Annotated in this window: 11 protein-coding genes; 5 read left to right on the top strand and 6 right to left on the bottom strand. The window is 73.8% G+C overall.

What is annotated here, in order from left to right; translation table 11 throughout:
* Nucleotides 1–20 precede the first annotated feature (20 nt).
* Together glcE and D3272_RS07630 are read right to left on the bottom strand one after the other, a co-directional pair.
* Nucleotides 21–1,202 carry a glycolate oxidase subunit GlcE gene (gene glcE, locus D3272_RS07635; RefSeq protein ID WP_129218565.1) on the bottom strand — a complete coding sequence of 394 codons (1,182 nt, stop codon included), beginning with the start codon at nucleotides 1,200–1,202 and terminating at the stop codon, nucleotides 21–23.
* A gap of 4 nt (nucleotides 1,203–1,206) precedes the next feature.
* Complete coding sequence (locus D3272_RS07630; RefSeq protein ID WP_129218564.1) at nucleotides 1,207–2,670, bottom strand: FAD-linked oxidase C-terminal domain-containing protein; 1,464 nt, start codon at nucleotides 2,668–2,670, stop codon at nucleotides 1,207–1,209.
* A gap of 189 nt (nucleotides 2,671–2,859) precedes the next feature.
* On the opposite strand from D3272_RS07630, the gene D3272_RS27880 reads away from it, so the two are divergent.
* The 4 genes from D3272_RS27880 to D3272_RS07610 all read left to right on the top strand — a co-directional run bounded on the left by D3272_RS27880 (nucleotide 2,860) and on the right by D3272_RS07610 (nucleotide 7,745).
* A complete protein-coding gene (locus D3272_RS27880) occupies nucleotides 2,860–3,552 on the top strand; it encodes a glutathione S-transferase family protein (RefSeq protein WP_129218563.1) in 693 nt (230 codons plus the stop codon).
* Nucleotides 3,549–4,673, top strand: a complete 1,125-nt coding sequence (queG, locus tag D3272_RS07620; protein WP_428977967.1) for a tRNA epoxyqueuosine(34) reductase QueG — start codon at nucleotides 3,549–3,551, stop codon at nucleotides 4,671–4,673. Before D3272_RS27880 ends, queG begins: the two co-directional genes overlap by 4 nt.
* Entirely contained in the window at nucleotides 4,670–5,557 is an 888-nt protein-coding gene (locus tag D3272_RS07615; protein ID WP_129218561.1) for an SDR family oxidoreductase, read from the top strand. The genes queG and D3272_RS07615 overlap by 4 nt, the downstream gene beginning before the upstream one ends.
* Nucleotides 5,558–5,660: 103 nt before the next feature.
* The gene (locus tag D3272_RS07610; RefSeq protein WP_129218560.1) at nucleotides 5,661–7,745 is read left to right on the top strand and encodes a COG3904 family protein; all 2,085 of its coding nucleotides are present in this window, start codon (nucleotides 5,661–5,663) and stop codon (nucleotides 7,743–7,745) included.
* Nucleotides 7,746–7,748: 3 nt separating this feature from the next.
* On the opposite strand, the gene D3272_RS07605 is transcribed toward D3272_RS07610, so the two are convergent.
* Nucleotides 7,749–9,365: an AMP-binding protein gene (locus tag D3272_RS07605; protein WP_129218559.1), complete on the bottom strand. Its 1,617-nt coding sequence runs from the start codon at nucleotides 9,363–9,365 to the stop codon at nucleotides 7,749–7,751.
* 94 nt (nucleotides 9,366–9,459) lie between these two features.
* On the opposite strand from D3272_RS07605, the gene D3272_RS07600 reads away from it, so the two are divergent.
* Entirely contained in the window at nucleotides 9,460–9,963 is a 504-nt protein-coding gene (locus tag D3272_RS07600; RefSeq protein ID WP_129218558.1) for an RNA pyrophosphohydrolase, read from the top strand.
* 21 nt (nucleotides 9,964–9,984) lie between these two features.
* Here D3272_RS07600 and D3272_RS07595 read toward each other — a convergent pair whose 3' ends face one another.
* The 3 genes from D3272_RS07595 to dxs are packed head-to-tail and all read right to left on the bottom strand — an operon-like array spanning nucleotide 9,985 to nucleotide 13,965.
* Entirely contained in the window at nucleotides 9,985–11,259 is a 1,275-nt protein-coding gene (locus D3272_RS07595) for a class I SAM-dependent RNA methyltransferase (protein ID WP_129218659.1), read from the bottom strand.
* Entirely contained in the window at nucleotides 11,255–12,013 is a 759-nt protein-coding gene (locus D3272_RS07590; RefSeq protein WP_129218557.1) for a TlyA family RNA methyltransferase, read from the bottom strand. The genes D3272_RS07595 and D3272_RS07590 overlap by 5 nt, the downstream gene beginning before the upstream one ends.
* Complete coding sequence (gene dxs / locus D3272_RS07585; protein WP_129218556.1) at nucleotides 12,010–13,965, bottom strand: 1-deoxy-D-xylulose-5-phosphate synthase; 1,956 nt, start codon at nucleotides 13,963–13,965, stop codon at nucleotides 12,010–12,012. Before dxs ends, D3272_RS07590 begins: the two co-directional genes overlap by 4 nt.
* Between the last annotated feature and the right edge of the window lie 83 nt (nucleotides 13,966–14,048).

The following is a 14,048-nucleotide window of genomic DNA, read 5'->3' as shown; positions in this document are numbered from 1 at the left end:
AGAGCGGTCCGGCGGCGGACTCACACCCCGCCGTACATCCGCCCGGGGTTCAGCACCCGCTCGGGGTCGCAGCTCGCCTTGATGGCGGCCGTCACGGCCCGCAGGGCCGGGGCCGGCGGCTCGAACACGTCGGCGGCGGCCCGCACGGCCTCGGGGGCCCGCACCAGCGTGGCATGGCCTCCGGCTTCCGCCACGGCGGCCCGCACCGCGGCGGCGCCCGCGTCGCCCGCGGGGTCCACCGCCAGCCAGAGCAGGCCGCCACCCCAGTCGAAGGCGTGGCGTTCCGCGACGCCGGCGAGCCGCGCCGCCACGGCCGGGCCCTTCGTGGGCGCCACGGACAGGCGCCAGACGGCCGCGTCGGGCCGGGCGTCCAGCGCCACGCCGTCGCGCAGCCCCTCCCAGAGCGGGGCCGCGCTGGCGGCGTCGCGCCGCTCGGCCGCGCCGAACGCGCCGAGCAGCGCGGCGAGCCGCGACGCCCGGTCGTCGACCGAAGCCTGGAACCCTTCGAGGCGCAGCAGGGTCACGGCGTCGCCCGGGCCACCGCCGGGCAGGTGCGCCGCCCCCGTGATCTCGAAGGGCGTGCCGATCGCCAGGGTCAGCGCCGCGACGGCCCTGGCGTCGTCGAGCCCGTGCAGCGCCAGCGTCAGCGCCGTCTCGGGCCGCGGCACCACCTTGAACACGACCTCGGTGAGGAAGCCCAGCGTGCCGTGGGCGCCGCATTGCAGCTTCACGAGGTCGAGCCCCGTGACGTTCTTCATCACCCGGCCGCCCGACTTGATCGCCTCGCCGGCCCCGTTGACGAAGCGGACGCCGATGAGCTGGTCGCGGATCGCCCCGGCGGCGAAGCGGCGCGGGCCCGAGGCGCCGGTGGCGACCAGCCCTCCGGCCGTGGGCTCGCCGGCCGTGCCGTAGAGGCGGCGGTGGTCGGCGGGTTCGACCGGCAGCATCTGCCCCCGCGCCGCCAGCGTCTCCTCGATGACCCGCACGGGCGTGCCGGCCCGCGCCCCGATGACGAGCTCGGAGGGCTCGTAGAGCGTGATGCCGGTGAGCCCGGCCGAGCACAGGACGTCGGTGGCGTTGGAGGGACGGCCGAGGCCGGCCCGCGTGCCGCCGCCGCGCAGCTGCAGGGGCCGGCGGGCGGCGCGGGCCTCGGCGACGACGGCGCAGGCCTCGGCCTCGGTGGTGGGGGTATGAAGGCTCATGGCCTCACGCGGCCGCCGGCCGCGCCGGCACCTCGGGCGGCAGCCGCCCGTCGAGCGGGAACACCTTGGCGGGGTTCAGCAGCCAGGCGGGGTCGAAGGCGGCGCGCACCCGCATCTGCTGGTCGAGGTCGGCCCTGTCGAACTGGCAGCCCATCAGGTCGCGCTTCTCGATGCCGACGCCGTGCTCGCCCGTGAGGCAGCCCCCCACCTCGACGCAGAGCCGGAGGATGTCGTTGCCGGCTTCCTCGGCCTTCTCCTGCTCGCGGGGGTCGTTGATGTTGTAGAGCACCAGCGGGTGGAGGTTGCCGTCGCCGGCGTGGAACACGTTGGCGGCCTTGAGGCCGTAGCCGTCGGTGATCTCGCGGATGCGGCGCAGCACTTCGGGCAGCCGCCCGGTCGGGATGGTGCCGTCCATGCAGATGTAGTCGGCGACGCGGCCGGTGGCGCCGAAGGCCGATTTCCGCCCCTTCCAGATCGCCGCCGTCTCGGCCGCCGAACGGCTCTCCTTGATGGTCTTGACACCGTGCTCCCGCGCGATGGCGATGATCTTGCGCAGCTGCTCGGTCATGTCGCCGGGGGAGCCCTCGACCTCGATGATCAGCATGGCTTCCACGTCGAGCGGGTAGCCCGCATGGGCGAAGGCTTCGCAGATCTCGATGGCGACCTTGTCCATGTACTCCATCGCCACCGGCACGATGCCGGCCCCGATGATGGCCGAAACGGTGTCGCCCGCCGCTTCCACGCTGTCGAAGCCGAAGAGCACGGGCTGGGCGCCCTCGGCGGCGCGCAGGATCCGCACCGTCGCTTCCGTGACGATGCCGAGCTGCCCCTCCGACCCCACGACGAGGCCGAGCAGGTCGAGCCCGCCCGCGTCCATGTGCTGGCCGCCGATGTCCACCACGGTGCCGTCCACCATCACCATGCGGACGCCGAGGACGTTGTTGGTGGTGACGCCGTATTTCAGGCAATGCGCCCCGCCCGAGTTCATCGCGATGTTGCCGGCGATGGTGCAGGCGAGCTGCGAGGACGGGTCGGGCGCGTAGAAGAAGCCGCGGTGCGCCACCGCCCCCGTGATGGCGAGGTTGGTGACGCCGGCCTCGACGCGGGCCGTGCGGTTGGCGAAATCGAGGTCGAGGATGCGGTTCAGCTTGCCGACCCCCACCACCACGGCGTCGGGCTGCGGGATGGCGCCGCCGCAGAGCGACGTGCCGGCGCCGCGCGGGATCACCTTGACGCCTTGGCCGTGGAGGAAGGCCATGACCCGCGACACCTCCTCGGTCGTGCGCGGCAGCACCACGGCGAGCGGCACCTGGCGGTAGGCCGTGAGGCCGTCGGTCTCGAAGGCGCGGCGCTCGTCCTCGCTGGTCACGAGGCATTCGGCGGGCAAAAGGGCGGCGAGGCCGGCGAGGATCGCGGGACGGCGGGCCAGGATGGACGGGTCGGGGGCGGGAAAGGCGATGGCCGACATCTGGTGTCCTCCCGGGGCGCGGTCTTGTCGGGGCAATATAGGCGGGCCCACGGCGGATGGGAACGGCACCGCGCCGGGCGCCGGGCCGAAACCGGTTGTCGCACCGTCCCACCCGGCCTATACCGGGCGGCGCCTTCGGTCCGCGACGTCCGAGGCCGCGCAGCGGGCCACACTGCCAGTACGGGCGAGATGACGGACCTCTATCACCACCCTCTCTGCCCCCATTCCCGCTTCATCCGCCTCGTCCTCGGCGAAATGGGGATCGAGCCCGACCTCATCGAGGAACGCGTCTTCGAGCGTCGCCGCGACTTCCTGGTCATGAACCCGGCCGGCACCACGCCCGTGATGGTGGAGCACGAGGCCGGACCCATCCCGGGGCCCGGGCCCATCTCGGAATACCTCGACGAGACGCGGGGCCTGGGGCTCGGGGACCGCCGGCTCCTGCCGGACGACCCCGTCGGCCGCGTCGAGACGCGGCGCCTGCTCGACTGGTTCAACGCCAAGTTCTTCGCCGAAGTCTCGGGCCACCTCATCACCGAGAAGGTCTACAAGCGCTTCATGACGCAGGACCAGGGTGGCGGCGCGCCCGACATGGACGCCGTGCGGGTGGCACGGGCCAACATCCGCTACCATCTGCGCTACATCGGCTTCCTCATCCGGAGCCGCAACTGGCTCGCCGGCGACCGGCTCACCTATGCCGATCTCGCCGCCGCCGCGCATCTGTCGAGCATCGATTTCCTGGGCGACGTGCCATGGGCGGAGGACGAGACGGCGAAGACCTGGTACGCGCGGGTGAAGTCGCGCCCCTCCTTCCGCACCCTGCTGGCCGACCGCGTGCCGGGCATCATCCCGAGCCCGGTCTACGCGGACCTGGATTTCTGACCGATGCGGAGGGGGCGAAGCGCCGGATCGCGGCGCGCGCCGCCGCCCTCGGCTTCGACGCCTGCCGGGTCGCATCCCCCGACGCCGTCCCCGAGGCCGCCGCGCGCCTGCGCGCCTGGCTCGCCGCCGGCCACCACGGCACGATGGACTGGATGGCCGAGACGGCCGAGCGCCGGGCGAGCCCCCGGGCGCTCTGGGGCGACGTCCGCTCCGTCGTCATGCTGGGCCTGAACTACGGCCCTGAAACCGACCCGCGCGCCGCCCTCGCCCGCCGCGACGCCGGCGCCGTCTCGGTCTATGCCCGCCACCGCGACTACCACGACGTCGTGAAGGGAAAGCTCAAGGAGCTGGCGGGCTTCATGACGCGGCTCGAGGCCGGCACCGACGTCAAGGTCTTCGTCGACACCGCGCCCGTCATGGAGAAGCCGCTGGCGGAGGCGGCGGGCCTCGGCTGGGCCGGCAAGCACACCAACCTCGTGTCGCGCGACTTCGGCTCCTGGCTGTTCCTGGGCTCGGTGTTCACGACGCTGGCGCTGCCGCCCGACGCGCCGGGCGGCGACGCCTGCGGCTCGTGCCGGGCCTGCCTCGACGCCTGCCCGACCGGGGCCTTCCCGGCGCCGCGCCAGCTCGATGCGCGGCGCTGCATCTCCTACCTCACCATCGAGCACAAGGGCCCGGTCGCGCCGGAGCTGCGCCCGCTGATGGGCAACCGCATCTACGGCTGCGACGACTGCCTCGCCGCCTGCCCCTGGAACAAGTTCGCCCAGGCCGGCCGGGACGCCAAGCTCAAGGCCCGGGACGACCTCGCCGCCCCGAGCCTCGACGCGCTGTCGCGGCTCGACGACGCGGGCTTCCGGGCGCTGTTCTCGGGGAGCCCGATCAAGCGCATCGGGGTCGACCGCTTCCTGCGCAACGTGCTCATCGCCATCGGGAACTCCGGCGACGCGGGGCTCGTCCCCCGGGCGCTGGCGCTGCTCCGCCATCCGTCGCCGCTGGTGCGCGGCATGGCGGTCTGGGCCGGGCGGCGGCTCCTCGGAATCGAAGCCCTGCTGGCGGCGTCGGCCGGGGCCTGCGCGGGCGAGACCGATCCTCACGTCCTGGCCGAATGGGAATGCCCATGAACCTCTTCGTCTTCGGCATCGGCTACACGGCCGGGCATTACCTGCGCCATCACGCCGGGCATTTCGATGCCGTGGCCGGCACGGTCCGTTCGGCGGACCGGGTGGCGGCATTGGCGGCCGACCGCATCCGGGCGCTCCGCTTCGACCCGCCCGACGCCGACCCCGCCATCGCCGAGGCCCTGGCGGCGGCCGATGCCCTGCTGGTGTCGGTGCAGCCGGCCGAGGGCGGCGACCCGGTGCTCGACCATTTCGGCGCCGCCATCGCGGAAGCGCCGCGCCTCAAGCGCATCGTCTACCTGTCGACCATCGGGGTCTACGGCGACCACGGCGGCGCCTGGATCGACGAGGACGTGCGCCCCGTTCCGGAAAGCGAGCGCGGGCGCACGCGGCTCGCCGTCGAGGACCGGTGGCTGGCGCTCGGCGCCCGGTCCGGCCGGGAGGTGGCGGTGCTGCGCCTCGCCGGCATCTACGGGCCGGGCCGCAACGCCATCGAGGACCTGCGCGACGGCACGGCGCGTCGCATCGACAAGCCCGGGCAGGTGTTCAACCGCATCCACGTCGACGACATCGGCCGGGCCATCTCGGCGGCGCTGCTGCGCGAAGGCGCGGGGCGCGCCTGGAACATCGCCGACGACGAGCCGGCCCCGGCCCCCGACGTCGTCGCCTATGCGGCCAAGCTCGTCGGCATCGCGCCGCCGCCGCTCATCCCCTTCGCCGAGGCCGAGCTGTCGCCCATGGCGCGGAGCTTCTACGGCGCCAACCGCCGCGTCTCCAACGCGGCCATGAAGGACGACCTCGGCGTGCGGCTGGGCTTTCCGACCTACCGCGACGGCCTCGCGGCCCTGATGCAGGAGGACCGGTCCGGCATCCCCGCCGCCCGCTGAGGACAGCGCGGCCCCCCATGGTCGGGCTCCGGTCGCGCGCTATCTTCGGTTGCGGCGGGCCAGAGCCGAGCTGTCGCACCGCCCCGCCACGGTGGTCGCCGCCATGGTTCGCCCGTCCCTGCGCCGCATCGCCCTCCTCGCCGGACTGCTGGCCTGCCGGACCCCCGTCGGACCGGGACCCGCCCTGGCCTTCACGCATGCCGAGGCGCTGGCGCCGATGACGGTGACGCTGGTGCGCAGCGATGCCGCCGATTGCGGCGCGGACTGCCCCGAATGGCTGGCGCTCACCGGCAAGATCGGGTTCGAGACACCCGCGATCCTGGCGACGGCGCTGGCCCGCCTTCGGGGTCGACGGGTGCCGGTCCTGCTCGACTCGCCCGGCGGCGAGAGCACCGCGGGGCTCGCCATGGGTCGGATGATCCGGGCCGGCAAGCTCGAAACGGTGGTGGCCAGCACCCTGCTGACGGAGTGCGGCGCCGGCGACGCCGCCTGCTCGTCCCGCCTGCGGACCGGCCTCCACCCCGGCCATGTCGGCGCATCCACGCCGCCGGCCTGCGCGTCGGCCTGCGTCTTCGTTCTGGCGGGCGGCACCGCCCGCGTCGTGCCCTACGATGCCTATGTCGGCGTTCATCAGGCGATGCGGGTCGAGACCTTCCGCCCCGTGATGAACACCTTCCGCATCCTCAAGCGGAGGATCGGCGGCCGGGTCATGGAGGTGAGCCGCACCCTCGTCGCAAGTCGCCCGCTGCCGACCCGCATCGTCAGGAGCGCGGCGCCGGCGAGCCTGTATTCGGCCTTCGATCGCTATCTGCTCGGCATGGGCGTCGACGAGTCCATCATGCCGCTGATGCGGGCCACACCGCCGAGCGGCATCCATTGGATGAGCCGGTCGGAGATGATCGCGACGCGGATCGCCACCGACGCGACGGGTGCCGCCGTGCTCCTCGCCGACGAGGCGGCGTCCCGGGCGGCCGTCGAGGCCGCGGCCGGCGCGCGGCGCGCGGCCCAGGCCGAGGCGGCGGCCCTGCGCCCCGTCCAGGCCCCGGCGGCCCTGACGCTCGAGGACGGCCGGCGGAGGACCGGCGTGGTCACCTGGCGCATCGACGCCACGTCGCGCGACGTGCCGGTCCTGATCGGCGACTGGCGTGTGCCGGAGCGCCACCTCGGCGGTTCGGTGGAGATCGTGCCGGAGGTCGGCTCCGGCGCGGCATCGTCCTTCGACCTGTCGGCCCGCATCACCGCGACGGCCGCGCCGGATGCCGCCGTGGTGGTCAACCTGCGCCCGCCACGGATCTGCGACCTGTCGCTCTGCCTGTCCGAATTCGGGGACGGTCCGGTCCAGGACGGACCTGCCGCCCTGTTCCACGTCGTGCGGAACTGGCGGGACGACTTCCTCACGCAGATGCACAAGCGCGACTGGCTGGTCTTCGATGTCCAGACCGACGACGGCTTGGGCCGCATCGCCCTCACCCTGTCGAGCCTCGACAATCACGCGATCGACCTGTGGGAGACGCTGTGCTGCGGTTTCGCCGCCGCCGGTGAACCCTGGACCGCGCCGGCGACGCTGCTGCCTGCCCTGCCGAACCCGCGCCAGCCCTTCCTGGTGTCGGGCTTCGGCCCGGTCATCCCCGTGGCGGACGGTGCGGAACCGGCCGTGCGGTCCCTCGCCGCCGCCGCGCTCTACGACGTCCAGCCGGCGCGCTTCGCCAGCGAGCCGGAGCGCCTTCGGGGTTCGGCGGTCTGGACCCCGATCGCCGCCTCCGGGCGGCCGCGGCGGCCGGACGAGCCCGTGCTCCTCGGCGACGTGGACGTCCCGGCGGCGAAACTGCACCTGCGGCTCCGCGTCAGGACGTCGGCCGTGGGGGTGTCGGCGCGCCTGAGCGTCGAGATCCATGCCACTTCCGCCGACGACGCGCTGTTCGGCCCGCCGGAGCGCCTCACCGTCATAACGCCCTTCGATCGCAACCGTCACCCGTTGCTGCTGGCCGCCTCCGTCGTCGGGCTGCGATGGGAAGGCGGCTACGAGGTGACGTTCGACATCCCCGAGACCGGGCCGATCGCGGGCGCGCTCCAGCTCGCCTTCGAGGACGCCGACCAGCGCAGGATCACGGTCGCGGTGCCCTTCGACCCAGCCACGGCGGCCCTGCTCCAGGCTGCGGCGCGACGGGACGACCCGGGCTCCAGCTGACGCTCACCCCCGCCCGCGCAGCACGCCGCGCATCACCTTGCCGGTGGTGGTCATCGGCAGGGCGGCGACGAAGTCCACGGCGCGCGGGTATTCGTGGGCCGACAGGTGCTGGCGCACGAAGCGCTGGATGGCTTCGGCCATGTCGGCGGAGGGCGCCACGCCGTCGCGCAGCACCACGAAGGCCTTGACGATCTCGGTGCGCAGCGCGTCCGGCTGGCCCACGACGGCGGCGGCGGCCACGGCGGGGTGGCGGAGCAGGCATTCCTCGATCTCGACGGGGCCGATGCGGAAGCCCGACGATGTGATGATGTCGTCGTCCCGCCCGAGGAACGACACGTAGCCGTCCCGGTCCATCGTGGCCTGGTCGCCGGTCGTCATCCAGTCGCCGATGAACTTCGCCGCCGTGGCCTCGGGCCGGTTCCAATAGCCGAGGAACAGCGTGGGGTCGGGCCGCCGCACCGCGATGCCGCCGGGCTCGCCGGGCTCGCAGCGCGTGCCGTCGGGCCGCAGCACCGCGACCGTGTGGCCCGGCGTCGCCCGGCCGATGGCGCCCCGCCGCACCGCGCCCCGCGCCGAAGCCGAGCCGAGCACGTAGTTGCACTCGGTCTGGCCGTAGACATCCTCGACCGCGCAGCCGAGCGCGCCGCGCGCCCAGTCCCGCGTTTCGGCGCCGAGCGCTTCGCCGGCCGCCGTGACGCTGCGCAGGCGCAGCGGGCCGCAGCCCTCCGGCGCGGCAGCGCGCAACATGCGGAGCGCGGTGGGCGGGATGAAGGCGCGCGTCACGGGGTGGTGGCGCAGCAGGCGGAAGACGCCGTCGGCGTCGAAGCCCTCGCCGCGCCGCGCCACGACCGGCACGCCGTGGTACAGCGCCGGCAGCACGGCGTTGAGCAGGCCGCCGGCCCAGGCCCAGTCGGCCGGGGTCCACATCAGGTCGTCGGGCTGCGGGAAGCCGCCGTGGCTGAAGCGCAGGCCCGGCAGGTGCCCGGCGAGCACGCGGTGGCCGTGCAGCGCCCCCTTGGGCTGGCCGGTGGTCCCGGACGTGTAGATCATCAGGGCGGGGTCGGCCGAGGCGGAGTCGACGGGCACGAAGGGCCCGGTTTCGCGGTCCAGCAGGTCGTCGAGCCCCAGCACGGCGCCGTCCCGCCCGTCGACCGAGACCACGTCGCGCAGCGTCGTCGGGGCGGGCGCTATGGCGGCGATCCGCGCCGCGCCGCGCGCATCCGTCACGGCGAGGCTCACGCCCGCATCGGCGAAGCGGTAGGCCAGGGCTTCGGGCCCGAAGACGGCCGCCAGCGGCAGCACGATGGCGCCGAGCTTGTAGAGGGCGACCTGGGCCACGATGGCGGCGGCCCCCTGCGGCAGGAACACGGCGACGCGGTCCCCCGCCGCCACGCCGAGCCGGCGCAGCGCCAGGGCGAGCCGGTCTGACCGGTCGCGCAGTTCGCCGTAGGTGGCGGTGGCGGGCCGGGCGCCGTGGAGGTCGAGGACGGCGACGCGGCCGGGCTCCACGGCGGCCCAGCGGTCGACGGCGGCCGTGCCGATGTTGAAGCGAACCGGCACGCCGACCGCCGCCGGCGGCGCCGGGAGCCGGTCGCGCTGGCGCGGCGGTTGGTACAGCATGGCGGTTTCGTCCATAGGATGACGCCGACACGCTACCATATTGCAGCGCAGCGACGCCAATCGCCGCGACGCAACAGAAGGATGCCCGCCCCGCATGACCGAGACTCCCCTGCCCTATCGGCCGAACGTCGGCATCGCGCTGTTCAATGCCGCCGGCCTCGTCTTCGCCGGCACGGCCGTCAATGCCGGGCCCGAGGTGGTCACGGCCGACCATGCCTGGCAGATGCCGCAGGGCGGCATCGACCCCGACGAGGACATCGCGGCGGCGGCACGGCGCGAGCTGTGGGAGGAGACCGGCATCGCCGACGTGTCGGTGCTGGCCATCACGCCGGACTGGTGGCCCTACGAGTTTCCGCCCTACGGCGGGAGACCGCACAAGCTGTCGGCCTTCCGGGGCCAGACCCAGCGCTGGGCGGCGCTGCGCTTCGAGGGCGACGAGGCCGCCATCGACCTCGCCAACCCGCCGCCGGGCTGCGTGGTGGAGTTCACCTCCTGGGCCTGGGTGCCGCTGGCCTCGCTGCCCGACCGGGTGATGCCGCACAAACGCGCCAACTACCTCAAGGTGGTCGAGGCCTTCGGGCGGTTCAGCGCCGGGTAGCAGAGCCCCCGCGGGCCCGCATCAGGACAGCAGCCGCCGCTTCTTCGCCACCCGCACCGGCCGGGTGAAGACCGCCACGAGCTCGACGTGGGCGGAATAGCGGAACTGGTCCACCGGCACGACGCTCTCCACCGCGTAGCCGCCCTTGACCAGCGTGGCGGCGTCGCGCGCGAAGGTGCCGGGGTCGCAGCTCACCGCCACGACGCGCGGCACGGCCGAGCGGGCGATCTCGGCCGCCTGGGCGGCGGCGCCGGCGCGGGGCGGGTCGAACACCACGGCGTCGAAGCCCTCGAGCTCGGCCGCCGCGAGGGGACGCTTGAACAGGTCGCGCACCTCGGTCCGCGGCTGGCGCAGGCCGGTGGCGCCGGCCGCGGCCCGCACCAGGGCGGCGATGGCGCCGCGCTCGGAATCCACGGCCGTCACCGCCGCGGCCTCGCCGAGGCGCAGCGCGAAGGTGCCGACGCCGCAGAACAGGTCGGCGACCCGCTTCGCCCCGCCGACGCCGGCGAGGACGCGCGCGGCCAGGGCGGCCTCGCCCGCCTCCGTCGCCTGCAGGAAGGCGCCGGGCGGCATGGCGAGGGCGGCGCGGCCCATGCGCAGCAGCGGCGCCCGCGCCTCGACCAGCACCTCGCCGTGGTTGGACAGCCGCGCGAGGTCGAGCGCGGCGGCCGCCGCCACCAGGGCGCGGCGCTGCTGCTCGCCCGCGGGCCCGAGCCCGCGCAGGTCGAGGTCGAGGCCCGTCTCGGTCGCCGTCACGACGAGGTCGAGCGGCTTGCCGGCCTGGCTGAGGATGGCGGCGACGCGACGTGCCGCCGGCAGTGCCCCCGCCAGGCCGGGCGCCAGGATGGGGCAGTGGGCGATGTCGACGATGCCGTGGGTGCGGGCCTGCATGAAGCCGACGCGCGGCGGCGCGCGCGGGGCTTCCAGCCGGGAATGGAAGGTGGCGCGCCGGCGGCCTGCGCCGTGGGCGTCGAGCGTCGCCTCGACCGGCACGTCGAGGCCCGCCTTGGCGAGGGCGGTCGCCACGAGGTCGCGCTTCCAGGCGAGGTAGTCGGGCCCCGGCAGCGTCTGCACGGCGCAGCCCCCGCAGGTGCCGTAATAGGGGCAGACCGGCTCTAGCCGATCCCGGCGCGGCTCGAGCAGGTCGAGGATGCGGGCCCGCTCGCCGTCGCGCTCCGCCAGCACGGTCTCGCCCGGCAGGGCATAGGGCACGTAGACGGGGGCGCCCTCGGCATCGTGCCCCACCCCCTCGCCGCGGCGGCCGAGATGGGCGATGGCGAGGCGAAGCGTGTCAATCGCCACGGCGGCGGGCTCCCAGCAGGAATTCGAGATTGCCGTCCCCGCCGGCGACCGGCGAGGGCGCGACGCCCAAGAGCGTCCATCCGGCGTCGGTCACGAAGGCGGCGATGTCGCGGCACACGGCCTCGTGCACGGCGGGGTCGCGCACGATGCCCTTCTTGAGGGCGCGGCGGCCGGCTTCGAACTGCGGCTTGACGAGCGCCACCAGCGCGGCCCGCGGCCCGGCCAGGGCGAGGGCCGGCGGCAGCACGATGCGCAGCGACACGAAGCTCGCGTCGCAGACCACGAGGTCGACGGGCGCGGCGAGGTCCGCCGGGGCCAGCGCCCGGATGTCGGTGGACTCGCGCAGCGTGATGCGGGGGTCGGCGCGGAGGCTGTGGTGGAACTGGTCCCGCCCCACGTCCACGGCCGTCACGTGGGCGGCGCCGCGGCGCAGCAGCACGTCGGTGAAACCGCCCGTCGAGGAGCCGACGTCGAGGCAGCGCAGCCCCGCCGGGTCGATGGCGAAGCCGTCGAGCGCCGCCGCCAGCTTGAGCCCGCCGCGGGACACGTAGGGATGGGCCGGCGTCGCCCGCAGCACGGCGTCGGCCGCCACCTTGCCGGCCGGCTTGGCGACAGTGACGCCGTCGGCCGTGACGAGGCCGGCCGCGATGGCTTCGGCGGCACGGGCCCGGCTCTCGAAGAAACCCGCCGCGACCAGCGCGACGTCGGCCCTGCGGGACGGTCCCGCCGCGTCGTCGGTTGCGGTCAGCCCGCCACCTTGGGGACGGCCCGGGGGGGCGTCCGCTTGGCGGCGGGGGACGCCTCGGCGCCCGCGCTCATGCCCAGGGCGTCCTGCACCTTGGCCACGATGCCCTTCGCGTCGAGCCCCGCCTGGGCATACATCTTCTCGGGCTTGTCATGGTCGATGAACGTGTCGGGCAGCACCATGGCGCGGACCTTGAGGCCGCCGTCGAGCAGGCCTTCCTCGCTGAGGAACTGCAGCACGAAGGAGCCGAAGCCGCCGACCGAGCCTTCCTCGATGGTGATGAGCACGTCGTGCTTCTCGGCCAGGCCGCGGATCATCTCGCGGTCGAGCGGCTTGGCGAAGCGGGCGTCCGCCACCGTGGTGGAGAGGCCCATGCCGGCCAGCGTGTCGGCGGCCTTCAGGGCTTCGGCGAGGCGGGTGCCGAGCGACAGGATGGCGACCTGCTTGCCCTCGCGCAGGATGCGGCCCTTGCCGATCTCGAGCGGGACGCCGACGGCCGGCATGTCCATGCCGACGCCTTCGCCGCGCGGGTAGCGCAGGGCGGAGGGACCGTCGTCGTAGGCGACCTGGGTGGCCACCATGTGGACGAGGTCCGCCTCGTCGGCCGCCGCCATGATCATCATGTTGGGCAGGCAGCCGAGGTAGGCGAGGTCGAAGGAGCCGGCGTGGGTCGGGCCGTCGGCGCCCACGAGGCCGGCGCGGTCCATGGCGAAGCGGACCGGCAGGTTCTGGATGGCGACGTCGTGCACGACCTGGTCGTAGCCGCGCTGCAGGAAGGTCGAGTAGATGGCCACGAAGGGCTTGAACCCTTCCGTGGCGAGGCCGGCCGCGAAGGTGACGGCGTGCTGCTCGGCGATGCCGACGTCGAAGGTGCGGGTGGGGTGGGCCTGGCCGAAGAGGTCGATGCCGGTGCCGGACGGCATGGCGGCCGTGATGGCCACGACCTTGTCGTCCCGGTCGGCCTCCTTGATGAGGCTTTCGCCGAAGACGCGCTGGTAGGCCGGGGCATTGGCCTTGGGCTTGGCCTGGGTGCCGGTGATGACGTCGAAGGTCGACACGCCGTGGTACTTGTCGGCGGAGGCTTCGGCCGGCGCGTAGCCCTTGCCCTTCTGCGTCACGACGTGGATCAGCACCGGACCCTGCGCCTCGTCGCGCACGTTGCGCAGCACGGGCAGCAGTTGGTCGAGGTTGTGGCCGTCGATCGGCCCCACGTAGTAGAAGCCGAGCTCCTCGAACAGCGTGCCGCCGGTGAAGAAGCCGCGGGCGTATTCCTCGGTGCGGCGGGCCTTGTCGTAGAAGAACTTCGGCAGGTGGGCCGCCAGCTGCTTGCCGAACTCGCGCACGGTGCGGTAGGCCCCGCCCGACACGAGGCGGGCGAGGTAGCCCGACATGGCGCCGACGGGCGGCGCGATCGACATGTCGTTGTCGTTGAGGATGACGACGAGGCGCGACTTCAGCGCGCCGGCGTTGTTCATCGCCTCGTAGGCCATGCCGGCCGACATGGACCCGTCGCCGATGACGGCGATGACGGAATTGTCGCGGCCCGCGAGGTCGCGCCCGACGGCCATGCCGAGGCCGGCCGAGATCGACGTCGAGGAATGGGCGGCGCCGAAGGGATCGTATTCGCTCTCCGCACGTTTCGTGAATCCCGACAGGCCCCCGGCCTGGCGGAGCGTGCGGATGCGCGCGCGGCGGCCGGTGAGGATCTTGTGGGGATAGGCCTGATGACCGACATCCCAGATCAGCCGGTCGGCCGGCGTGTTGAAGACGGCGTGGATCGCGACGGTGAGTTCGATGACGCCCAGAGCCGAACCGAGGTGGCCGCCCGTGACCGACACGGCGCTGATCGTCTCGGCACGCAGTTCATCCGAGACTTGGCGCAGGTCGGCGTCCGACATGCGCCGGAGCGCGTCGGGCTGATCGACTTGATCGAGAAGGGGCGTGGAAACCGTCACGACAACCTCATGAATGATAGACCCTAGCGTCTGAGCTTTCCCTTCGTTTAGGCGGAAGGGTGCCGGGACGCAAATGCTCCCTG

Origin of the sequence: Lichenibacterium ramalinae (assembly GCF_004137085.1) — a bacterium.
GTDB classification, from domain to species: Bacteria; Pseudomonadota; Alphaproteobacteria; order Rhizobiales; family Beijerinckiaceae; genus Lichenihabitans; species Lichenihabitans ramalinae.
The sequence above is the reverse complement of the archived record's forward strand: the minus strand, read 5'-3'. Positions and strand labels throughout refer to the sequence as shown.

Excerpts from the sequence above, each read along its gene's own strand:
- D3272_RS07610 (WP_129218560.1), top strand. The coding sequence starts at position 5,661 with ATGGTTCGCCCGTCCCTGCGCCGCATCGCCCTCCTCGCCGGACTGCTG.
- D3272_RS07615 (WP_129218561.1), top strand. The coding sequence starts at position 4,670 with ATGAACCTCTTCGTCTTCGGCATCGGCTACACGGCCGGGCATTACCTG.
- D3272_RS07600 (WP_129218558.1), top strand. The coding sequence starts at position 9,460 with ATGACCGAGACTCCCCTGCCCTATCGGCCGAACGTCGGCATCGCGCTG.
- D3272_RS27880 (WP_129218563.1), top strand. The coding sequence starts at position 2,860 with ATGACGGACCTCTATCACCACCCTCTCTGCCCCCATTCCCGCTTCATC.
- D3272_RS07605 (WP_129218559.1), bottom strand. The coding sequence starts at position 9,365 with ATGCTGTACCAACCGCCGCGCCAGCGCGACCGGCTCCCGGCGCCGCCG.
- D3272_RS07630 (WP_129218564.1), bottom strand. The coding sequence starts at position 2,670 with ATGTCGGCCATCGCCTTTCCCGCCCCCGACCCGTCCATCCTGGCCCGC.
- glcE (WP_129218565.1), bottom strand. The coding sequence starts at position 1,202 with ATGAGCCTTCATACCCCCACCACCGAGGCCGAGGCCTGCGCCGTCGTC.